This is a genomic window from Streptomyces sp. NPDC004126, from assembly GCF_050275515.1.
Lineage (GTDB): Bacteria > Actinomycetota > Actinomycetes > Streptomycetales > Streptomycetaceae > Streptomyces.
The window spans coordinates 1-20,102 of sequence record NZ_JBNNPF010000047.1 but is presented as its reverse complement, the minus strand read 5'-3'; the positions used below and the strand labels follow the sequence as shown (position 1 = coordinate 20,102).

Here is a 20,102-nt window from a genome sequence, read left to right as displayed (position 1 = left end):
GGGCGGGGTGCCCTTCGGCCCCGGACGGGGGCACGGCAGGATGCGCCTCATGGATCACACCGGCATCGTGCGCACTGTCCGTCCCGCCCGCCCCGAAGACCTCCCGCGCCTCGTCGAGCTCATCCACGAGCACGTCGCGTACGAGAAGTCGGCCGCCCGCCCGGCCGGCCTGGCCGACCGCCTCGGCCCCCTGCTGTTCGCCGAGGACGCCCGGCTGTGGGTGCTGCTCGCCGAGACGCCCGACGGCACGGTGGCCGGGTACGCCGCCTGCTCCGAGGAGTTCGCGTTCTGGGACGCCCGTCACCACCTCCACATGGACTGCCTCTACCTCGCCGAGGAAGCCAGGGGCCACGGCCTCGGCGCCGCCCTGATGGACGCCGTGGCCGGCCTCGCCCGCGAACTCGGCCTCGAACACGTCGAGTGGCAGACCCCCGACTGGAACGAGGGCGCGATCCGCTTCTACGACCGCCTCGGCGCCACCGGCCGCCCCAAGCGCCGCTACGCCTGGCCGGTCTGAAGACAGCGGTACGCGGCCAGGACCGTCCGGGACTGGTGTTCCACCTGCGTGGCCACCGGCACCCAGCGCGCCCGGAAGCGGGCCGAGAACTCCTCGCACCATTGCGTTGTCAGGCGGTCCAGGCCGGGCGCCGCCGGATGCGCCTGGCACCGCAGTACGCGCAGCAGCATCGCCGCCGCGCGCAGCGTCAGGCGCCGCCCGAAGGCGTCGAGGCTGCCGAGGGAGGCCGTGGTGGCCCCGGCCGGCACCCCGGGTCCCGTCCACGCGGCGGCGACGTCCGGGATCAGCCCGAGCGTCCAGTCCACCGCCCGCAGCAGCGCGGCGGCGCCGGGCCCCTCGCCCGGGATCCCCTCCCGCAGCCCCGCCACCCGCGCCGCCTCACCCGTCAGCCGCTCCGCCAGCACGCGCAGGGCGCCCCGCGGGTCGGGGTGCGGGGCGGGGTCGTCCACCAGGTCGGAGGCCCACATGGGCACCTCGACGATCGCGGTGGTCCCGTGGTGGCGGTGGCACCAGGTGCTGCGCCGGGTGTCCTCGCTCCCGTCCCGCGGCATCACGAAGATCCCGGGCCCGGGGGAACCCCAGCCGGCCGCGTCGGAGGCCCCGGTCTCCACCGGGATCCGCAGCTCGGCGGCCGACTTCCCGAAGGGCTCGGCGAGCCCGGGCACGTCACGCGTCAGCTGCACCCAGGACCCGCCGAGGTCCGTACCGTGCAGGGAGACCTGCAGGGCGGGCCGGAGTTCGTCCAGGAGCGCGGTCAGGGTGCGCGTCTCGGGCGGGAGCCGGTCCGGGGGCAGTAAGGACGGCGCCCACTCGGGCTGCTCCGGCCCGGGCGGGCGGTAGAAGCCGCGGTGGTAGTCCAGCAGTGAGCGGGGGAGCGGCGCGCGGTGCAGCTCGGCGCCGTCGGGGTCGGCGCAGAGCAGGAAGTGCCAGCCCGCCCCGCCGCCCCCGTCCCCGTCCCGGACCAGCCGCCGGGCGAGGTCCAGCGCGGTCGCCCCGCCGACGGGCTCGTTGGCATGGGCTCCGGCGACGACGAGCACCTCCCCGGGCCCGCCGCACCGGCCGTCGACGGAGAGCAGCCAGAGCGGCCTCCCGCCCCGGGAGACACCGGCCTGCCGCATCCGCACCCGCCCGGGGTGCTCGTCCGCCAGCGCCCGGCCTGCCAGGGCGAGTTCGTGCGGGGTGGGGTAGCGCATGTCAGGGAGGAGGGTCACATGGTGCCCATGCCCGCCACACCGGGCCGCTACTTCTCCGCGGGGGTCGAATGTGTGTGCCGCGTCGGATCGCCGCGTGCTTGTCCTGGTTCGGCGGCCGGCCGTTGTCCGGGGCCGATGTCCGCACCTGGACGTTGTGGGGGCTCACAGCCGCCGCTGGGCTGCTTCCAGGAGTTCCCCCACCGTGGAGTTGAACGCGATGGCGGCCTGCGGGGCGTGGCGGGGGATCAGGTTCACGATGAGCTCGAACAGCGGCAGCAGGTGCTCGGACTTGCGGATTCCGCCGCCGACGATGACCACGTCCCACGGCTTCCTGGTCAGCGCGGCGACGAGGTTGGACTCGACCTGCTCGTCGTGGACGACCAGTTCCATGTGGGCGTCGATGCCGTGCTCCCCGAACCGGGCCATCTCCGCGTCGAGTGCCGCCTGGAGGGCTGATCCGTCGATACCGGGGATCGCCTGGGGTTCATAACCGATCAGAAGTGTAGAAGGCATGCAACGAACCTAACGAAGTCCGCTGGGGTGTGGTCGCTTTCCGGACACCCTCAGCCGTCGGCCCCAGCCAGGGCGGCCCGCAGCAGCCGCATGGAAGCCGGCGCGCACCCGATCAGGACGGCCCTGTCCCCCTCCCGGCACTCGGCCACCGGTCGGCGGGCGGGTGCGGGCAAGGCGGAAGTCAGCCCCACTTCTGGCGGTTCGAGCGGTCGCAGGGGCGGGCGTGGAGGCCGGCGGGGCTGTCGTCCAGGCACTGGCCGGTGTCGGCGCTCTTGAGCTCCACCGATGCGTCGGGCCAGGCGGTGAGCGTCCACTTCTGGGACGGGGACTTGCCGCACGCGCGGGCGGTGAGGCCCGTGTCGTCGCCCTCCAGGCAGGCACCGGTGGCGTGGTTCCTGAGGGTGCCGGTGCCGTCCTGGAGGGGGTGGAAGGTCCAGCGCTGGTAGCTCATGCCGTTGGGCGGGAAGGCGCGCAGGCCCTGGTCGAGGCTGTGGTCCAGGCAGCTGCCCGTGGAGCGGTTGACGAAGATCCGGACCACATCGTGCGAGGCGGCCGCGGCCCCTGGCTGCGGCTCCGCCGGGGTCTGCCCGGACGGCACCAGGAGGAGGCGGCACAGTCCGGCGCCCAGGAGCAGCCCGGCCAGGGCGGCACCGGCCGGCCAGGTCCAGCGGCCCCGCCACCACGGGGCGGCCGGGGGCGGGGGCGTCGGTGGCGGGGCGGGCTGGCTGCGGTCGGCCGCCTCCCACAGGGCCCGGTACTCCGCCGGGTCGGCGCCCAGCGCCCGGCACAGGTCCCGGACGGTGTTCCACGGCGGGACGGTGCTGCCGCGCAGGTAGCGGGAGAGCGAGGAGTCGCTGATCATCACCTCGGACTCCAGCGAGCGCAGCGTACGCCCGGACCGCTGCTGCAGAGCCCTCAGCGCACCACCCAGTTGCTGCCCGGGGCTGCGCCCGTCGACGTCCGCCATGCTCGCCCCTGTCCCGGGATGGTCATGTCCCAGCAGGTCAGAAGGTTAGGGATCCCGACTCCGGCGAAGCAAACGGGACACCGTTGCGAGGCCCCGCCGGCCCCCCGCAGACTCGGCACCAGCCGGCTCCCAGTCGAGTGAGCGGCGAACCCCATCAGCGCCCGACCGGCGCATTCCCCTGCATTCCCCTGCCAGAAAACGGAGAACGGGCATGTTTGCGAACCTCACCCGCCGCGCGGCCACCGCCGCGTTGACCACCATCCTCTCCCTGGGCTCCCTCGCCCTGACCGCGCCGGCGGTCCCGGCGGCCACCACCACCCAGGCCCCCGCGGAGGCCGCCCCCCGCGTCACCCGGGCACAGGTCATCGCCCGGGCCAAGACCTGGCTGACCGCCGACAACGGCCGCCCGGTGCCCTACAGCCAGACGAAGTACTGGAAGGGCGGCTACCGGCAGGACTGCTCGGGCTACGTCTCCATGACCCTCGGCCTGCGCAAGCCCGGCCCCAACACCGTCTCCCTCAAGAAGGACGGCTTCACCCGCCGCATCGCGATGAAGGACCTGGCCCCCGGCGACCTGGTCATCAAGGCCGACAGCGACAGCGCCGACTTCCGCCACGTCGTCATCTTCGACGGCTGGGCCAACGGCGCGCACACCGCCTACAAGTCCTACGAGCAGGCGGGCGGCGTCGGCACGCGCTGGAAGCAGCACTCCTACGGCGTGAACGGCCGCGACGGCTACCACGCCTACCGCCCCGTCAACATCACCGGCTGACCGAGGAGCACAGACATGAGCCGCATCCGTACGACCCTCCTGGCGGGCGTCCTGCTCGCCACCGCCCTGTCCACGGCGACGACCACCGCCGGGGCCACGTCCCTCGACAGCGTCCAGACCTTCCGCAACGGCGCGACCTCGGCCTGCCTGGACGACAGCGACGCCGGTGTCCGCACGTACGCCTGCCTCGGCAACGACCACCAGAAGTGGAACGTCCACCAGTGGGCCGACGGCACCCGCGAGCTGAGGAACCGAAAGACCGGCCTCTGCCTCACCGACCACCCGCGCGGCACCGCCTCGGCCCAGCCGTGTGACAAGGCCAAGGACGAGAGCTGGATCGTCCACCGCTACCCGGACGGCGCCGTCGAGTTCAGGAACCAGGCGACCGGCCTGTGCCTGGACGACAGCCCCCAGCACCACCTGCGGACCTTCCCGTGCGGTACCCACACCCAGAAGAGCCCCTACCAGACCTGGCACTGATCTCGAAGGGCCTGGCCTCCCCCGGCGGAGGTCAGGCCCTCCGCCGGAGCGCCCGACCGTCGTCTACTCCCGCACCAGCACCGCCACCGGCAGCCCCTCCAGCAGCTCCGCCAGCGCCACCCGCCCCTCGTACGCGGCACCCCCCACCAGCCCCCACCGTCCCGGGGGCAGGTCCAGGGCGGTGTCGCGCCAGCCGCCCGTCGTCGCCAGGCGGTGGGAGAGGCGGGTGGCCACCGCGATCAGGCCGGGCGGGCGGGTGAAGGCCAGGCAGTGGCCGGCCGCCGGGCCCCGGGCCGTCAGGGGGGCGTAGCCGGTGAACAGCCCGGGCCGGTCGCGGCGCAGCCGCAGCAGGGACGCCGTCAGCGCGAGCTTCTCCCGCGCGAGGTCCGCCGGGGCGGCGCCGGCGTCCAGGGCGGCCAGCGCCTCCCGGGGGAACTCGGCCGGGCGGCGGTTGTCGGGGTCGACCAGCGCCCTGTACTCGTACTCGGTGCCCTGGTACACCTCCGGCACCCCCGGCATCGCCAGGTGCAGCAGGGTCATCCCCAGCACGTTGGCGCGGGCCGCCTCCGCCAGGTCCGGCGGGAGCTCCACCGCCTCCCGGGGCACCAGGTCCGCGATCCGCGCCTCGTACGCCTCGTCGGGGTCGGTCCAGGAGGTGTGCACCCCCGCCTCCCGCGCGGCCTTCAGCAGGGCCGCCGCCAGCCGCGGCTCCCGCTCGGGCGCCCCGCCCAGCCCCAGCGCGCTCTGCCGGGCCGCCCACGCCAGCCGCGGATCCGCCCCGGACGGGACGGCCGGCACCCCCATCGCCTCCGGGGCCTGCGACAGCACCGCGATCCGGGCCCGTACGTCCGCGCTGCGCTTCGTGTCGTGCGTGGACAGCACCGTCCCGGAGGCGGGCCAGTCCCGTTCCAGCTCCGCGCAGTACGCGTGGAACTCGGCGGCCGACACCGCCGGGTCCCCGGGTTCCCCGCCCACCTCGGTGGCCGACAGCAGGGGCGCCCACCGGTAGAAGGCCCGGTCCTCCAGGGACTTGGCGCGCAGGGCCGCCGAGGTCTGGGCGAAGCGCGCCGCGAAGGCGGGGTCCCGCAGCAGCAGCGCCCGTACGCCGTCCACCGCCCGCGCCCCCGCCCGCCCGGCGGCCCGCTCCAGGGTGTCCGCCGACGGCCCCGGCCCGCCCGGGTACGTCCGGTACTCCGGCGAGGCGATCAGCAACTCCCGCACACCACCGGCCAGTTCCGGCCCGGCACGGCGTTCCAGCAGGGCCAGCTCGGCGGCCAGGTCGACGGTCAGCACCTCCCGCGTCGCGGCCGCGGCGGTCTCCTCCCACGAAGCGGGGCCGCCGCCGGACTCCCCGTACGCGCGGGCCAGCCGGCCCGCCCCCGCGGGGTCGGTGAACACCCCGTCGATCCGGTGCAGGGCGTCGTACCCGGTGGTGCCGGCCACCGGCCAGGACTGCGGCAGCCGCTCCCGGCGGGCCAGGATCTTCTCCACGACCACCCAGCAGCCGTCCCCGGCCGCGGCCCGCAGCCGGCGCAGGTACTGCTCCGGGTCCGCCAGCCCGTCGACGTGGTCGATCCGCAGGCCGGACACCACCCCGTCCCGCACCAGCTGGAGCACCTTCGCGTGGCTCGCGGCGAACACGGCGGGGTCCTCCACCCGCACCCCGATCAGGTCGGAGATGGTGAAGAAGCGGCGGTAGTTGAGCCCCGTGCGGGCCTCGCGCCACCACGCAGCCCGGTACCACTGCGCGGCCAGCAGCTCCGGCATCGGCAGCGAGGCGGTGCCCGCCCGCAGCGGGAACTCGTGGGCCCCGTACCGCAGCACCCCCGCCCCGTGGTCCACCCGGCCCTTCCCCGCCTCCTCCCGCGCGCCCAGCACCGGCAGCAGGACCTGCCCCCCGCCGCCCTCCCAGTCGATGTCGAACCACCGCGCGTACGGCGAGTGCGGCCCCTCCCGCAGCACCTCCCACAGGGGCCGGTTGAGCCGCAGCGGCGCCGGGACCGCCATGTGGTTCGGGACGATGTCCAGGACCAGCCCGAGCCCGTGCGCCCGGCCGGCCGCCGCGAGCGCGCGCAGGCCCCGCTCGCCGCCCAGCTCGGCCCGTACCCTCGCGTGGTCGGTGACGTCGTACCCGTGCTCCGAGCCCGGCACCGCCTCCAGCACGGGGGACAGGTGCAGGTGTGACACGCCGAGCGAGGAGAGGTACGGTACGGCTGCCCCGGCCGCCGCGAACGTGAAGCGCGGGCCCAGCTGGACACGGTAGGTCGACGCCGGAACGACCGGCGTCTGAACACCGGATTCCGATTGGCTGATTGAATACCCCAGGCTCATGAGAACGTACGTACCCAGCCCGCGCGATTCCGTGCCATTACCCAATGCATCCGGGTGACTGCGCCGCGTTAGTGTCGATCAAGTGGTTGGAACCGTCAGCACCTATCGTCACGTCATCGCCCTGACCGGGCCCCTACTCCCGCTCGTCTCCTTCTTCGCCCGACTGCCCGTCGCGATGTCCCAGTTCGGGAGCGTCCTGCTGGTCGCCGAGACCAGCGGCTCGCTCGCCACCGCCGGAATCGTCGGCGGCACCCTCTCCGCCGGCCAGGTGGTCTTCGGACCCCTCCTCGGCCGGCTCGCCGACCGCCACGGCCAGCGGCCCGTCGTCCTCGCCGCGGCGGCCGTCAACGCCGTCGCCACCGCCGCCCTCGTCGCCGGAGCCCTCGGCGGCCTCGCGACCGCCCCGCTCGCCGCGATCGGCGCCGTCACCGGCGCCTCCGTGCCGCTGATCGGACCGCTCGCCCGCACCCGTTCCGTCGCGCTCGCGCACCGTGCGAAGGCCGACGAGAAGACCGTCGGCGCCGTGCACTCGCTCGAAGGCACCCTCGACGAGGTCTCGTTCGTCTTCGGCCCGGCCCTCGTCGGCCTCGCCGCGCTCGTCGCGCACCCCGCCGTCGCCCTCGGCGGCGCCGCCGCCCTGGTGGCCGCCTTCGGCACCGCGTACGCCCTGCACCCGACCGCCGCCGTCACGGCCGGGGCCCCCGCCCCGCGGCGCGCCCCCGGAGCCCGGCGCGCCCGGCAGCCCCGCGTGGTGCACGCCGTACGCGGCTCCCTCGCCCTCCAGGGCGCCATGTTCGGCGCCTGTCAGGCGGGAATCGCCTCGCTCACCGCGCAGTTGGGCGTCCCCGGCCAGGCCGGCATCGTGTACGCCGCCATGGGCGTCGTCAGCGCCGCCGTCGGCCTCGCGCTCGGCGCGCTGCCCGCCCGCTTCGGACTGCGGCTGCGCTGGCGGGTGGCCACCGGCGCCGCGCTGGTCCTCTCCGTGCCGCTGCTGTTCACCGAGACCCTGTGGCCGCTGTACCTGGTCGTCACCGTCCTCGGCGCCGCGTACGCCCCGCACTTGATCACCGCGTTCGCGCTCACCGAGCGGGTGGTCGAGCCCGCCCGGCTCGCCGAGTCCATGGCCTTCGCCGCCAGCTCCCTGGTGGCCGGGCAGGCCGCCGCGCTGGCCGTCTCCGGCCGCCTCGCCGAGTCGTACGGGCCCGCCGGCGCCTTCGCCGTCGCGGTGGGCGCGGCCGCGCTGTGCCTGGCCATCGCCCTCGCCACCCGGGTGCCGTCCGCCCGGCCCGAGGCCCGGGCGGAGGCCCGGGCCGTGGAACCGGCCCGGACCCAGGCCGCTCCCAAGCTGTTCATCCCGGCCCAGCGCACCGGCTCCCCCGAGGACTCGGCGGCAGGCTCGGGGACCGGCTACGCAGGCCGCTGAAGCACCACCAGACACCGTCCCGTCAGAGCCACCCGGTCCCCGGCCGCGTACTGCGGCCCGGTGCCGGGTGGCGGTACTTCCGCCCGCGCCGTGTCCACGACCAGCCGCCAGTGCGCCCCGTGGCCGGCCGGGACGGTGAAGTCCTGCGGTTCGGCGCCCGCGTTGAACATCAGCAGGAACGAGTCGTCGGTGATCCGCTCACCGCGCGTGCCCGGCTCGGAGATCGCCTCCCCGTTGAGGAACACGGTCAGCGCCCGCGCGTGCTGCGCCTGCCAGTCCCGCGCCCGCATCTCCTCGCCGTGCGGGGTGAACCAGGCGATGTCGGAGAGCTCGTCGTGCGTGCCCTCCACCGGCCGGCCGTGGAAGAACCGCCGCCGCCGGAACACCGGGTGGTCGCGGCGCAGCCACACCATCCGCCGGGTGAACTCCAGCAGCGAGGGCGGGGGTTTGCCGGGCTCGGGCCAGGCCACCCAGGACAGTTCGTTGTCCTGGCAGTAGGCGTTGTTGTTGCCCTCCTGGGTGCGGCCGAACTCGTCGCCGTGGCTGAGCATCGGCACGCCCTGCGACAGCATCAGGGTCGCGGTGAAGTTCCGCATCTGCCGCCGGCGCAGCTCCCGGATCTCCGGGTCCTCGGTGGGCCCCTCGACCCCGCAGTTCCAGGACCGGTTGTGGGTCTCGCCGTCCCGGTTGCCCTCCCGGTTGGCCTCGTTGTGCTTCTCGTTGTACGAGACCAGGTCGCCCAGGGTGAAGCCGTCGTGGCAGGTGGTGAAGTTGATGGAGGCCAGCGGCCGCCGCCCGTCGTCCTGGTAGAGGTCGGAGGAGCCCGTCAGCCGCCCCGCGAACTCCGCGAGGGTGCGCGGCTGCCCGCGCCACAGGTCCCGGACCGTGTCGCGGTACTTGCCGTTCCACTCGGTCCACAGCGGCGGGAAGTTCCCCACCTGGTAGCCGCCCTCGCCCAGGTCCCAGGGCTCCGCGATCAGCTTCACCTGGCTGACCACCGGGTCCTGCTGCACCAGGTCGAAGAACGAGGACAGCCGGTCCACCTCGTGGAACTGCCGGGCCAGGGTGGCCGCCAGGTCGAAGCGGAAGCCGTCCACGTGCATCTCGGTCACCCAGTACCGCAGCGAGTCCATGATCAGCTGCAGGACGTGCGGGGAGCGCATCAGCAGCGAGTTCCCGGTGCCGGTGGTGTCCGTGTAGTGCCGGGGGTCGTCCGCGAGCCGGTAGTACGAGGCGTTGTCGAGGCCCCGGAAGGACAGCGTCGGGCCCAGGTGGTTGCCCTCGGCGGTGTGGTTGTAGACCACGTCGAGGATCACCTCGATCCCGGCCTCGTGCAGCGCCCGCACCGCCGACTTGAACTCCAGCACCTGCTGGCCCCGGTCCCCGGAGGCGTAGCCGTTGTGCGGGGCGAAGAAGCCGATGGTGTTGTAGCCCCAGTAGTTGCTGAGCCCGTCGTTCACCAGGCGGTGGTCGTTGACGTACTGGTGGACGGGCATCAGCTCCAGCGCCGTCACCCCGAGCTTCGCCAGGTGCCCGATCACCGCCGGGTGCGCGAGCGCCCCGTACGTGCCCCGCAGCTCCTCCGGGAGGTCGGGGTGGCGCATGGTCAGGCCCTTCACGTGCGCCTCGTACAGCACCGTGTGGTGGTACTCGTGGCGCGGCGGCCGGTCGTTGGCCCAGTCGAAGTACGGGTTCACCACGACCGAACTCATCGTGTGCGGCGCCGAGTCCAGATCGTTGCGGGAGTCCGGCCGGCCGAAGTGGTAGCCGTACACCTCCTCGCCCCAGGACACCTTCCCGCTGATGGCCCGCGCGTACGGGTCCAGCAGCAGCTTCGCCGCGTTGCAGCGCTGCCCGCGCTCGGGCTCGTACGGGCCGTGCACGCGGAACCCGTACCGCTGGCCGGGCATGATCCCCGGCAGGTAGGCGTGGCGCACGAAGGCGTCCGTCTCGCGCAGCTCGACGGCTGTCTCCGAGCCGTCGTCGTGCAGCAGGCACAGCTCGATGCGCCGGGCCACCTCGGAGTAGACGGCGAAGTTGGTGCCCGCGCCGTCGTACGTGGCGCCCAGCGGATACGCCTGCCCCGGCCAGACTTGCATGGCTAACGACTCTTCCCATCCTGGTCCGGCTCGGTCCGGTCCGCGATCCGGCTGGATCCGGCCCGTTCACGTCTCTGCCAGATCTTCCCCGAAAGAGGGTCCGCACGCGTGGACTTGGAATGCTGCCGACGGGTGAACCGGAGAGCTGATATGAGGGTCAACCGACTGTCCGGGCATCACATAATGAGTCAACGGACAGCCGGACCAGGGGACCTGACGTCACATGGGACGGCTTCGGGCTGCGTCGGGCCGCGTGCGCGGAGTACCCTTCCGTGATCACTGGAGACGGGCGTCCAGACGCAGAAGGCGGTGCACGGGTGAGCTCGGGAGGTCTGGAGCTGCCCCCTGGTGACAGCGGTCACGAGGGTGGCCCGGTGGACGCCGCGGGCGGTCCCGGCGGTACGTCCGGCGGTGCGCCGGGCGCGGCGGCGGCCGGGGCGGCGGTGTCACTGGCCCCGCGGGAGGCCGGCGACGCGCGGGCCGGGGCGGAGCTGGACTGGGGCGCGGACGCGTGGAGCGAGGTCCGTACGCGGGCCCAGCGCGCGGGCCGTGCGTACATCTGGCTGAATCTCATCGAGCAGCGGCTGCGGTCGGTGGTCGGCGCCGTGCTGCGGCCCGTCTACGAGCCGGTGCACGGCGGTGACGACTGGGTCGTCGCCGCGGCCGGCCCCGCCGGGCAGGAGTGGGTGCAGCGGGCGGTGGCCGTGCGCGAGGTCAGCCGGCGCAAGGGCTACCTCCTCGACCCGGCCGACGACAACGTGCTGAGCTTCCTGACGCTGCCGCAGCTGCGGGAGCTGATGGTCCAGCACTGGCCGTGCTTCGAGCCGTACTTCGACGACCGGCGCGAGATCGAGCTGGCCCTCGACGAGCTGGAGGTCACGCGGAACGTGGTCTCCCGCAACCGGGCGCTGTCGCGGGCGGTGCTGGAGCAGGCGGAGCGCGCCTCGGCGCGGCTGCTGGAGGTGCTGGGCGCCGGCTCGGGCAGCCCCTCGGCGGACCGGCTGCCGATCGACGCCGTCGAGGACCTGGTGGGGGACCGGTACGCGGACGTCATCTCGGTCCACCCGGACCGGGTGCGGCTGCAGCGGCAGCTGCCGGCGGAGGACCTGTTCGGGGGTGCGCGGCGGCTGGACGCCATCGGCATAGGCCTCAACCTGCTGGTGCAGAACTTCTCGGGGCGCCGGCTCGTCCGGCTGACGGAGGCGGGCTGCCGGGTGCGGCTGCTGTTCCTGAACCCGGCGAGCAGCGCGGTCAAGCGGCGCGAGCGGGAGCTGGGGCTGCGCAAGGGCGAGCTGAGCCGGTCGGTGGAGATGAACATCCTGCACGTGCGCCGGGTGCGGGCGGGCCTGAAGGACCCGTCGCGCTTCGACATCCACGTCTTCGACGAGACCCCGCGCTTCACCGCCTACCTGGTGGAGGGGCAGTCCTCGGGCATCGCGGTGGTCCAGTCGTACCTGCGGCGGGCCCGGGGGATGGAGGCGCCGGTGCTGGTGCTGCGCGGGGGCGGGCGGGGCGTGCCGAAGGACGCCGACCACGGGCTGTTCCAGACGTACCGGGAGGAGTTCGAGTCGGTGTGGGAGGACTCGCGGCCGGTGTCGTGACCCCGGGCCTACCAGGCGGGGTCCGGGCCGGAGCCCGGGGGGTGCCCCGGCCGGGTGTCAGTGGCGCGTGGCAGGCTGAAACGCGTTGACCGGAAACACGGGGGAGGGACGCGTCATGGAGGCGTGGCACGGGGGAGCGCTGGTCGGGTTCGACCTGGAGACGACCGGTACGGAGCCGGGGGAGTCGCGGATCGTGACGGCCGCGGTGGTCGAGGTGCGGGGCGGCGAGGTGCGCGCGAGGCGCGGCTGGCTCGCGGATCCGGGGATACCGATCCCGGGGGAGGCCGCGGCGATCCACGGGATCAGCACCGAGCGGGCCGTCGCCGAGGGCCGCCCGGCGGCGGAGGTCGCCGAGGAGGTCGCGGCGGCGCTGGTGGAGCACTGGCGCGGCGGCGCGGTGGTCGTCGCCTACAACGCGGCCTTCGACCTGACGCTGCTCTCCGCCGAGCTGGCCCGGTACGGGCTGCCCTCGCTAGCCGAACGGCTGGGCGGGCCCGAGACCGGGCCGGTGGTGGACCCGCTGACGATAGACCGGGCCGTGGACCGCTTCCGGCGCGGCAAGCGGACGCTGGAGGCGGTGTGCGGGGTGTACGGGGTCACCCTCGACGCGGCGCACGACGCGGGGGCCGACGCGCTGGCGGCGGTCCAGGTGGCCCGGGCGATAGCCGCCCGGCACCCGCAGGTCGCGGCGCTCAGTCCGGCGGAGCTGCACGACCGTCAGGGCGGCTGGCACGCCCGCTGGGCCCGTGACTTCCAGTCCTACCTGCGCCGCCAGGGCAGCCCGGATGCGGTGATCGACACGGCCTGGCCCCTGCGCGGCCTCCTCCCGGCCCCGGCCTGATCCGAGAGGCACGGCCTAGAAGGGGTGCCAGCGGGCTTCCGCGTCGCCTTCGCGGAGGGAGGCCACGCGGCGGCGGAACTCGGCGAGGGCCTTCGGGTTGGCGGGGGCGTGCTGGGCGACCCAGGCGCAGCTCGCCGTCTCGCGGGCGCCGCGCAGGACCGCGCAGCCCTCCCACTCCCGGACGTCCCAGCCGTACGCCGCCGTGAAGGCCTCGTAGGCGGCGGCGGACATCCCGTACCGGTCGCGGGACAGGGCCATCACCACGAGGTCGTGTTCGCGCAGGTCCGAGGAGACGGTCTCCAGGTCCACCAGGACCGGCCCGTCCGGGCCCACGTGCACGTTGCGCGGCAGGGCGTCGCCGTGGACGGGGCCGGGGGCCAGGTGCGGGGTGAGCGCGGCGACCTCGCCCGCGTAGGCGTCGCGCCGGGCGCGCAGGTACGCCGCGTCCCCGGGGTCGACGGCGTCGCCGGCCAGCCGGAGCCACCGCTCGACCCCGCCCAGCAGGTCCCGCGCGGGCAGCGCGAAGGAGGGCGCGGGCAGCGCGTGCAGCGGCCGCAGCAGCGCCGCGAGGTCCTCGGGTCCGGCCGGGCGCAGGGGGTCCGGGAGCCGGTGCCAGACCGTCAGCGGGTGCCCGCCGACCAGCCGCGGCTCGGGTTCGGCGGCGCGGACCGCGGGGATCCCGGCCTCCGCGAGCCAGCCGGCCACCGCGAGTTCCCGTTCGGCCCGTTCCAGCAGAGCCGCCTCGCGGCCCACCTTGACCACCAGGCCGCCGACCGCGAAGACGGCGTTCTCGCCGAAGGCGAGCAGCTCGGGGCGGTCCGCCCCGGTGCCCGAGAGTCCCGCCTGCGCCAGTACGTCCCTGGCCCGCGCCTCGTCCATGCGTTCGTCTCGTCCTTCGCCGGGTGGTCGTGATTCGTGATCACCGTGAGTCCGCCCAGTCTCGCACCCAGGGCCTGGACAGCCTTTGAGGGGGCGGGAATCGGCCAGGTCGTCGATTTCCGGGCAGGAGGCTCCGCCCGCCCGCTTTCCAATTGCACGAGACGTCTCGTCTCGTTATGGTCGGGTCATGACTTCGGCAGCCAAGCCCGCACACATCGCCATGTTCTCCATCGCCGCCCACGGGCACGTGAACCCCAGCATCGAGGTGATCCGGGAGCTCGTCGCCCGGGGCCACCGCGTCAGCTACGCCATCCCCGCCTCCTTCGCCGAGAAGGTCGCGGAGACCGGCGCCACGCCCGTGATCTACACCTCCACCCTCCCCACCGAGGACGAGCCCGAGGCCTGGGGCACCGAGCTCATCGACAACCTGGAGCCCTTCCTGAACGACGCCATCCAGGTCCTCCCCCAGCTCGCCGCCGCCTTCGAGGGCGACGAGCCGGACCTCGTCATCCACGACATCACCTCCTACCCGGCGCCCGTCCTCGCCCACCGCTGGGGCGTGCCCGCCATCTCCCTCTCCCCGAACCTCGTCGCCTGGGACGGGTACGAAGAGGAGGTGGCAGAACCGATGTTCGCCGGGCTGAAGTCCTCCGAGCGCGGGCAGGCCTACTACGCCAGGTTCGCCGCCTGGCTCACCGAGAACGGCCTCGACGGCCAGATCGAACGCCTCCAGAGCCGTCCGCGCCGCAGCCTCGTCCTGATCCCCGAGGCCCTCCAGCCCAACGCCGACCGCGTCGACCGGTCCGTGCACACCTTCGTCGGAGCCTGCCAGGGCGACCGCTCGGCCACACAGGGCACGTGGGAGAGGCCGGCCGCCGCCGAGGGCAAGAAGGTGCTCCTGGTCTCCCTGGGCTCCGCCTTCACCCACCAGCCCGCCTTCTACCGTGCCTGCATCGAGGCCTTCGGCGACCTCCCCGACTGGCACGTCGTCCTGCAGATCGGCAAGTTCACCGACGAGGCGGAACTGGGCCCGATACCCGCCAACATCGAGGTCCACCGCTGGGTACCCCAGCTGGACATCCTGCGCCAGGCCGACGCCTTCATCACCCACGCCGGCGCCGGCGGCAGCCAGGAAGGCCTGGCCACCGCGACCCCGATGGTCGCCGTACCGCAGGCCGTCGACCAGTTCGGCAACGCCGACATGCTCGCCGCCCTCGGCGTCGCCCGCCGCGTCGACACCGAGGACGCCGACGCCGCCACCCTCCGCGAGGCCGTCCTCGGCCTGCTCGCCGACCCCGAGGTAGCCGTCCGCGCGGAAGCCCTCCGCGCCAGCACGGCCGCCGAGGGCGGCACGCGGCAGGCCGCCGACCTCATCGAGGCCGAACTGTCATAGCCACCGCCTAGGGTGCGCCCATGACAGAGAGCACCAGGAAGTACGCCGCCCTCCTGCGCGGCATCAACGTCGGCGGGAACAAGAAGGTCCCGATGGCCGAGCTGCGCACCGTACTGGAGGGCCTCGGCCACGGCGGCGTACAGACGTACCTGCAGAGCGGCAACGCGGTCTTCAGCAGCGCGGAGACCGACACCACCGCCCTCGCCCGGGGCCTGGAGGCGGCCATCGAGGCCCACTTCGGCTTCCGGGTGCCCTGCCTCGTCGTCGACGGGGACCACCTCGCCGCCGTCGCCGCGGCCTGCCCCTTCCCGGCGGCCGAACTGGAGGGCAAGCAGCTCCACGCCACCTTCTTCTCCGAACAGCCCGGCCCCGAGCGCTTCGCCGCGCTCGACGGCGCCGCGTACCTCCCGGAGGAGTACCGGCTGGGGGACCGCGTCCTCTACCTCTACGCCCCGGACGGCCTCGGCCGCTCCAAACTGGGCGAGGCCCTCGCCCGGCCCGCCGTCGTCAAGGGCCTGGACGTCACCACCCGCAACTGGAACACCGTCGTCAAACTCGTGGAGCTGACCCGCCCGTGAGCACGGGCCGGGACGGACCGGTCCGGACCGTCCCGGACCGGATCAGTGCCGCGACGGCTCCACGGCCTCGTGGCCCTCGGCGTCGATCCCCTCGGCCGGGCACACCGCCGTCGAATGCGGCAGCCGGCCCTCCAGCAGGTACCGCTCCACGTACTGGGTCACGCACCGGGACCGGCCGAAACCGGTGTGCCCCTCGCCCTTGTAGTCCAGGACGACGGCATTGCCGAGCACCCGCGCGGTCTGCTCCGTCCACGGGTACGGGGTGGCCGGATCGCCGCGGCCGCCCACCAGCAGCACCGGCGGCCCCTCGACGCCGTGGATCGCCGACGTGGGGTCGGTGGGCGCGGGCCACCCCTGGCAGTAGGCGATCTCGGTCAGCTCGCCGGGCCCGAAGACCTCCGAGGCGGCCAGGAACCGCGGCCGCAGCGCGTCCAGCTGCCGCTGGAACGCCACCGGGTCGCCGCCGACCCCCCGGTCGGGATAGTCGGCGCAGCTCACCGCCGCCCAGGCGGCGGCCTCGTTGTCCTCCTCCGGAGCCGCGGACTCCAGCAGCCCCGAGGGGTCGCGCTCCCGCACCAGCGCGCCCAGCCCCCGGGCCAGGGCGGGCCACTGCGAGGGCCCGTACAGATTGTTCTCCAGCGCCAGCGCCAGGTCCTGCCCGTCGAACTTCGCACCGCCCTTCGCCGCGAGCGGCCGGCCGTCCAGCTCCGCGACCAGCGCGGCGGTCCGCTCGTTCGCCTCCGTCCGGGTCACCCCGGAGAACACGCACCCCGGCAGGCCCGCGCACCAGTCGAGGAAGGCGTCGTACGCGCGCTGCTGCCCCCGCGCCGTCTCCAGCGCCTGGTCGGCCAGGGAGTCCGAGAGGGTGTCGACCCCGTCGAGCACCATCCGCCCCGTACGCCCCGGGAACTGCGCCGCGTACACGACACCGATGCGCGTGCCGTAGGACCAGCCGAGGTAGTTCAGCTTCCGCTCCCCGAGCGCCTGGCGCAGCACGTCCAGGTCCCGGGCGACGTTGACCGTGCCCACGTACGGCAGGACGGGCCCCGAACGCGCCCGGCAGGCGCGCTGGGCCGCCTCGGTGCCGCGCAGCAGGGCGGCGCCGTCGGTGGAGTCGGGGTCCTTCAGCGGCAGGGCACCGCCGCAGCTGATGGGCGCGCTCTCGCCGACGCCGCGCGGGTCGAAGGCGACCAGGTCGTACGACTCGGCCAGGTCCCGGTAGCGCTCGGTGCGGCCGAGGTCCTGGACCCGCTCCCCGAGGGCGCTGACCCCGGGACCGCCGGGCCCTCCGTAGTTCAGCACCAGGGATCCGAGCCGGTGCGGTCCGGTGGCCGGGAAGCGGGTGAGCGCCAGGCCGACCGTGCCCCGGGCCGGGTCCCCGTAGTCCAGCGGCACCGTGAGGCGCCCGCAGCGCATGGAGTCCTCGAACGACGCGGGGCACGGGCCCCAGGCGATCCGCTGCCCGTAGAACCGGGCGAGCCGCGGGTCGTCGGGACCCGGCGGCGGCGAGCCGGCCGCCCCGAGCGTGGTGGCGACGAGCGCGGCGGCGCACAGCGACAGGGCGGGGCGCACGGCACCTCCCGGGGGTCGGCCGCCTCCGGCGGCGGGCTGCCGCCCCCGGCCCCCGGCACCCAGCCCGCAGCGATCACGTCGCTTCCAGCGTAGCCCGCCCCCGCGGCGGTGCCACCCGGCGGCGGACGCCCTACCCGGCCCCCACCGCGTCGAGCAGCGCCAGGTCGCCGTCCGAGAGGGACAGCGACGCCGCGGCCAGGTTCTCCGCCAGGTGCACCGGGGAGCCGGTGCCCGGCGTCGGGCACAGCACCGGCGAGCGGTGCAGCAGCCACGCCAGCGCCACCTGCCCCGGCGTCGCCCCGTGCGAGGCGGCCACCTCCGCGACGGCGGCCGCACCCCCGCGGGTCAGGGACCCGCTGCCCAGCGGGTAGTACGGCAGGAAGGCGATCCCCCGCGCCTCGCACAGCGCCAGCACGGCGGCGGAGGACCGGTCCCGCAGGTTGAACGGGTTCTGCACCGCCGCGACCGGCACCGACTCCACCGCCAGGAGCAGCTGCTCGGCCGTCACGGTGTCCAGGCCGACGTGCCGGATCTTCCCCTCCGCCCGCAACTCCGCCAGCGCGCCCAGCTGTTCGGCCATCGGCACCGCCGGGTCGAAGCGGTGCAGCTGGTACAGGTCGATCCGCTCCAGCCGCAGCCGCCGCAGGCTCGCCTCGCACATCCGCCGCAACTCCTCCGGACGGCCCGCCACGTGCCACTCGTCCGGCCCGGTGCGCACCACCCCGCCCTTCGTCGCGACCACCAGCCGCTCCCCGTACGGGTGCAGGGCCTCGGCGACCAACTCCTCGGCCAGGCCGGGCCCGTAGTTGTCGGCGGTGTCGATCAGCGTCACGCCCCGCTCCACCGCGTCCCGCAGCAGCGTCCGGGCGTCGGCGCGGCTGCCGCGCGGCCCCCAGTAGCCGGCACCGACCAGCCCGCCCGTACCGAGACCGAGACGGTGGACGGGCAGGTCCCCGCCCAGCAGGAGCGTCGAGTTCGTCATGGCCCGACCGTAGCCGGGCACGACGGGTGTGTCAGGCTCGGGGCATGCGTTACATCATCATCGGCGCCGGAGCGATCGGCGCGACCGTCGGCGGGCGCCTCGCCGAGACGGGCCGGGAGGTCGTCCTCGTCGCGCGCGGCGCGCACGCCGAGGCGCTGAAGGCGGACGGACTGCGGCTCACCACCGCCGACGGCACCCGCGTCCACCGGCTCCCCGTGGTCACCGGCCCGTCGGAGCTGGGCGAACTGCGCCCGGACGACGTACTGCTGCTCACGGTCAAGACCCAGGACGCCATCGCCGCCCTGGACGCGTGGGGCGACGCGGAGGTCGCCGGCGGCGGCACGGCCGCGCAGCGGCTGCCGCTGCTGTGCGCGCAGAACGGCGTGGAGAGCGAACGGCTCGCGCTCCGCCGCTTCTCGCGCGTGTACGGGGTCTGCGTCTGGCTGCCCGCCAGCTTCCTGGAACCGGGAGTGGTCTCGGCCCTGTGCTCCCCGCTCACCGGCATCCTGCACCTGGGCCGGGCCGCCGGCGGGTCCGACGCGCGGATCCGGGCGATCGCCGCCGACCTCGGCGGTGCGGGCTTCGAGGCACCCGTCGTCGAGGACGTGATGCGGTGGAAGTACGCGAAGCTGCTCGGCAACCTGGGCAACGCCATCCAGGCGACCACCGGCCCCGAACCGGACCCGGCCAAGGCGGCCCTGCTGCTGCGGGCCGTCCGCGAGGGCAAGGCCGCCTTCGACGCGGCGGGCATCGGCTACGTCGGCGAGGCCGAGCAGGCGGCGGCCCGGGACGGCAAGGTCGACCAGCCGGCGGGCGTGCGCGGCGGCTCCTCCTGGCAGAGCCTGGCCCGTGGCACGGGCTCGGTGGAGGCCGACTACCTCAACGGTGAGATCTCCCTGCTGGGCCGCCTCCACGGCGTGCCCACCCCGGTCAACGACGTCCTGCGCCACGCGGCGAACATCTTCGCCCGCGAAGGGCTCCCGCCCGGCGCGATGTCCATCGCCGACCTGACCTCCCTGGCCGACGAGGCGGCGGCCCGCGGCTGACGCGGCGCGCCGTCCCCGGTGGCGGGGGCGGCGCCTCAGGCCGTGAGGGCCTCGTGCGGGGCGCGGGCCGCGGCCGCGGTGTCGTAGCGGTGCAGCAGGAGGCGGGCCAGCTCGGGGGCGGCGCCCAGGACGGGCGCGATCAGGTCCGCGCCCGCCGCTTCGGCGCCCGCCGCGATGCGGTCGGGGAGGAAGCCCGGGGCGATCACGTACGGGGCGACCGCCACGCGGCGGACGCTCTCCGCGCGCAGGGCGCGTACGGCGTCCTCCGTGCGGGGAAGGGCAGCGGAGGCGAACGCAGGCCGCACGGCGCACCAACCGGTGTGCCGCCACTCCCGCGCGATTTCAGCGATCACTGCGATCGCCTCCGGGTCGGTGGAGCCGGCGGACGCGAGGACGACACCGGTCGTCGCGCGGTCCGCCGGGGTGAGGCCGAGACCGGCCTCGGCGAGGCGGCGCTCCAGGGAGGCCACCAGCAGGGGGTGGGGGCCCAGGACGTCCGCGACCCGGACCGAGAGGCCGGGGAGCCGGACGGCCGACTCCGCCAGGACGGCCGGGACGTCGGCCTTCGCGTGGAAGGCCCGGGTGAGGAGCAGCGGCAGGGCCACGACCTCGCGGACGCCCGACAGGTACAGGGAGGCCAGGGACTGGGAGACGGTCGGGCCGTTGAAGTCGAGGAAGGCCGTCTCCACCCGGAGCCCCGGCCGCAGCGACCGGGCCCGCCCGACGAGGGCGTGCACGGTCGCCGCGTGCCGCGGATCGCGGCTGCCGTGGGCTATGACCAGAAGTGCGCGGGACATCGGGTGCTCAGTTCTTGACCAGGAGGCCGCGGCTGCGCAGGACCCAGCGCTCGACGGGGCTGAAGATCAGCAGGTCGATGGCGATGCCCACGACCAGGATCAGGATGATCGCGAGGAA

17 protein-coding genes and 2 pseudogenes are annotated in these 20,102 nt (G+C 74.7%); 9 read left to right on the top strand and 10 right to left on the bottom strand.

What is annotated here, in order from left to right; translation table 11 throughout:
- The first annotated feature begins 49 nt into the window (after positions 1-49).
- Entirely contained in the window at positions 50-517 is a 468-nt protein-coding gene (locus tag ACQKM2_RS32130) for an N-acetyltransferase family protein (protein ID WP_427716007.1), read from the top strand.
- On the opposite strand, the gene ACQKM2_RS32125 is transcribed toward ACQKM2_RS32130, so the two are convergent.
- The 3 genes from ACQKM2_RS32125 to ACQKM2_RS32115 form a co-directional block, all read right to left on the bottom strand.
- A complete protein-coding gene (locus ACQKM2_RS32125; RefSeq protein ID WP_427716005.1) occupies positions 499-1,710 on the bottom strand; it encodes a M14 family zinc carboxypeptidase in 1,212 nt (403 codons plus the stop codon). The genes ACQKM2_RS32130 and ACQKM2_RS32125 overlap by 19 nt on opposite strands.
- A 162-nt stretch (positions 1,711-1,872) precedes the next feature.
- On the bottom strand, positions 1,873-2,223 hold the full coding sequence (locus ACQKM2_RS32120; RefSeq protein ID WP_427716004.1) for a hypothetical protein: 351 nt from the start codon (positions 2,221-2,223) through the stop codon (positions 1,873-1,875).
- 181 nt (positions 2,224-2,404) lie between these two features.
- Entirely contained in the window at positions 2,405-3,190 is a 786-nt protein-coding gene (locus ACQKM2_RS32115) for an RICIN domain-containing protein (RefSeq protein ID WP_427716002.1), read from the bottom strand.
- Between the two features lie 211 nt (positions 3,191-3,401).
- On the opposite strand from ACQKM2_RS32115, the gene ACQKM2_RS32110 reads away from it, so the two are divergent.
- Both ACQKM2_RS32110 and ACQKM2_RS32105 read left to right on the top strand, forming a co-directional pair.
- Positions 3,402-3,962: a hypothetical protein gene (locus ACQKM2_RS32110; protein WP_427716001.1), complete on the top strand. Its 561-nt coding sequence runs from the start codon at positions 3,402-3,404 to the stop codon at positions 3,960-3,962.
- A gap of 15 nt (positions 3,963-3,977) precedes the next feature.
- Entirely contained in the window at positions 3,978-4,442 is a 465-nt protein-coding gene (locus tag ACQKM2_RS32105) for an RICIN domain-containing protein (protein ID WP_427715998.1), read from the top strand.
- Positions 4,443-4,505: 63 nt separating this feature from the next.
- Here the strand turns inward: ACQKM2_RS32105 and treY are convergent, their stop codons facing one another.
- Complete coding sequence (gene treY, locus ACQKM2_RS32100; protein WP_427715997.1) at positions 4,506-6,773, bottom strand: malto-oligosyltrehalose synthase; 2,268 nt, start codon at positions 6,771-6,773, stop codon at positions 4,506-4,508.
- Positions 6,774-6,855: 82 nt separating this feature from the next.
- Here treY and ACQKM2_RS32095 point away from each other — a divergent pair, with 82 nt between their 5' ends.
- Positions 6,856-8,196, top strand: a complete 1,341-nt coding sequence (locus ACQKM2_RS32095; protein ID WP_427715994.1) for an MFS transporter — start codon at positions 6,856-6,858, stop codon at positions 8,194-8,196.
- Here ACQKM2_RS32095 and glgX read toward each other — a convergent pair.
- Entirely contained in the window at positions 8,181-10,295 is a 2,115-nt protein-coding gene (gene glgX / locus ACQKM2_RS32090; protein WP_427715991.1) for a glycogen debranching protein GlgX, read from the bottom strand. The genes ACQKM2_RS32095 and glgX overlap by 16 nt on opposite strands.
- A 317-nt stretch (positions 10,296-10,612) precedes the next feature.
- Here glgX and ACQKM2_RS32085 point away from each other — a divergent pair, with 317 nt between their 5' ends.
- Together ACQKM2_RS32085 and ACQKM2_RS32080 are read left to right on the top strand one after the other, a co-directional pair.
- Positions 10,613-11,896, top strand: a complete 1,284-nt coding sequence (locus ACQKM2_RS32085; RefSeq protein ID WP_427715988.1) for an SAV2148 family HEPN domain-containing protein — start codon at positions 10,613-10,615, stop codon at positions 11,894-11,896.
- Between the two features lie 115 nt (positions 11,897-12,011).
- Positions 12,012-12,737 (top strand): exonuclease domain-containing protein, encoded by a 726-nt coding sequence (locus ACQKM2_RS32080; RefSeq protein WP_427715986.1) that lies wholly within the window; start codon positions 12,012-12,014, stop codon positions 12,735-12,737.
- Positions 12,738-12,752: 15 nt separating this feature from the next.
- Here the strand turns inward: ACQKM2_RS32080 and ACQKM2_RS32075 are convergent, their stop codons facing one another.
- On the bottom strand, positions 12,753-13,616 hold the full coding sequence (locus ACQKM2_RS32075) for a phosphotransferase (RefSeq protein ID WP_427715983.1): 864 nt from the start codon (positions 13,614-13,616) through the stop codon (positions 12,753-12,755).
- 152 nt (positions 13,617-13,768) lie between these two features.
- Between ACQKM2_RS32075 and mgt the strand changes: the two are divergent.
- Together mgt and ACQKM2_RS32065 are read left to right on the top strand one after the other, a co-directional pair.
- Positions 13,769-15,009, top strand: a pseudogene (mgt, locus tag ACQKM2_RS32070) (macrolide-inactivating glycosyltransferase).
- Positions 15,010-15,029: 20 nt separating this feature from the next.
- Positions 15,030-15,587, top strand: coding sequence for a DUF1697 domain-containing protein (locus tag ACQKM2_RS32065; protein WP_427715981.1), 558 nt, complete (start codon positions 15,030-15,032; stop codon positions 15,585-15,587).
- A 42-nt stretch (positions 15,588-15,629) separates the two neighbouring features.
- On the opposite strand, the gene ACQKM2_RS32060 is transcribed toward ACQKM2_RS32065, so the two are convergent.
- Together ACQKM2_RS32060 and ACQKM2_RS32055 are read right to left on the bottom strand one after the other, a co-directional pair.
- Positions 15,630-17,159, bottom strand: coding sequence for an alpha/beta hydrolase (locus tag ACQKM2_RS32060; protein ID WP_427715979.1), 1,530 nt, complete (start codon positions 17,157-17,159; stop codon positions 15,630-15,632).
- Between the two features lie 130 nt (positions 17,160-17,289).
- Positions 17,290-18,141, bottom strand: a complete 852-nt coding sequence (locus ACQKM2_RS32055; protein WP_427715977.1) for an aldo/keto reductase — start codon at positions 18,139-18,141, stop codon at positions 17,290-17,292.
- Positions 18,142-18,185: 44 nt separating this feature from the next.
- Between ACQKM2_RS32055 and ACQKM2_RS32050 the strand changes: the two genes are divergently transcribed.
- Positions 18,186-19,187 carry a ketopantoate reductase family protein gene (locus ACQKM2_RS32050; RefSeq protein WP_427715975.1) on the top strand — a complete coding sequence of 334 codons (1,002 nt, stop codon included), beginning with the start codon at positions 18,186-18,188 and terminating at the stop codon, positions 19,185-19,187.
- Positions 19,188-19,222: 35 nt separating this feature from the next.
- On the opposite strand, the gene ACQKM2_RS32045 is transcribed toward ACQKM2_RS32050, so the two are convergent.
- Together ACQKM2_RS32045 and ACQKM2_RS32040 are read right to left on the bottom strand one after the other, a co-directional pair.
- Positions 19,223-19,984, bottom strand: a complete 762-nt coding sequence (locus ACQKM2_RS32045; protein WP_427715973.1) for a sirohydrochlorin chelatase — start codon at positions 19,982-19,984, stop codon at positions 19,223-19,225.
- Between the two features lie 7 nt (positions 19,985-19,991).
- Positions 19,992-20,102, bottom strand: a pseudogene (locus ACQKM2_RS32040) (ABC transporter permease); the annotation flags it as partial.

Bases quoted from the DNA above. Each gene is read 5' to 3' on its own strand.
- ACQKM2_RS32115 (WP_427716002.1), bottom strand. From the start codon at position 3,190: ATGGCGGACGTCGACGGGCGCAGCCCCGGGCAGCAACTGGGTGGTGCG.
- ACQKM2_RS32080 (WP_427715986.1), top strand. From the start codon at position 12,012: ATGGAGGCGTGGCACGGGGGAGCGCTGGTCGGGTTCGACCTGGAGACG.
- ACQKM2_RS32130 (WP_427716007.1), top strand. From the start codon at position 50: ATGGATCACACCGGCATCGTGCGCACTGTCCGTCCCGCCCGCCCCGAA.
- ACQKM2_RS32065 (WP_427715981.1), top strand. From the start codon at position 15,030: ATGACAGAGAGCACCAGGAAGTACGCCGCCCTCCTGCGCGGCATCAAC.
- ACQKM2_RS32055 (WP_427715977.1), bottom strand. From the start codon at position 18,141: ATGACGAACTCGACGCTCCTGCTGGGCGGGGACCTGCCCGTCCACCGT.
- ACQKM2_RS32075 (WP_427715983.1), bottom strand. From the start codon at position 13,616: ATGGACGAGGCGCGGGCCAGGGACGTACTGGCGCAGGCGGGACTCTCG.
- ACQKM2_RS32105 (WP_427715998.1), top strand. From the start codon at position 3,978: ATGAGCCGCATCCGTACGACCCTCCTGGCGGGCGTCCTGCTCGCCACC.
- ACQKM2_RS32045 (WP_427715973.1), bottom strand. From the start codon at position 19,984: ATGTCCCGCGCACTTCTGGTCATAGCCCACGGCAGCCGCGATCCGCGG.
- glgX (WP_427715991.1), bottom strand. From the start codon at position 10,295: ATGCAAGTCTGGCCGGGGCAGGCGTATCCGCTGGGCGCCACGTACGAC.
- ACQKM2_RS32125 (WP_427716005.1), bottom strand. From the start codon at position 1,710: ATGCGCTACCCCACCCCGCACGAACTCGCCCTGGCAGGCCGGGCGCTG.
- ACQKM2_RS32120 (WP_427716004.1), bottom strand. From the start codon at position 2,223: ATGCCTTCTACACTTCTGATCGGTTATGAACCCCAGGCGATCCCCGGT.
- ACQKM2_RS32050 (WP_427715975.1), top strand. From the start codon at position 18,186: ATGCGTTACATCATCATCGGCGCCGGAGCGATCGGCGCGACCGTCGGC.
- treY (WP_427715997.1), bottom strand. From the start codon at position 6,773: ATGAGCCTGGGGTATTCAATCAGCCAATCGGAATCCGGTGTTCAGACG.
- ACQKM2_RS32110 (WP_427716001.1), top strand. From the start codon at position 3,402: ATGTTTGCGAACCTCACCCGCCGCGCGGCCACCGCCGCGTTGACCACC.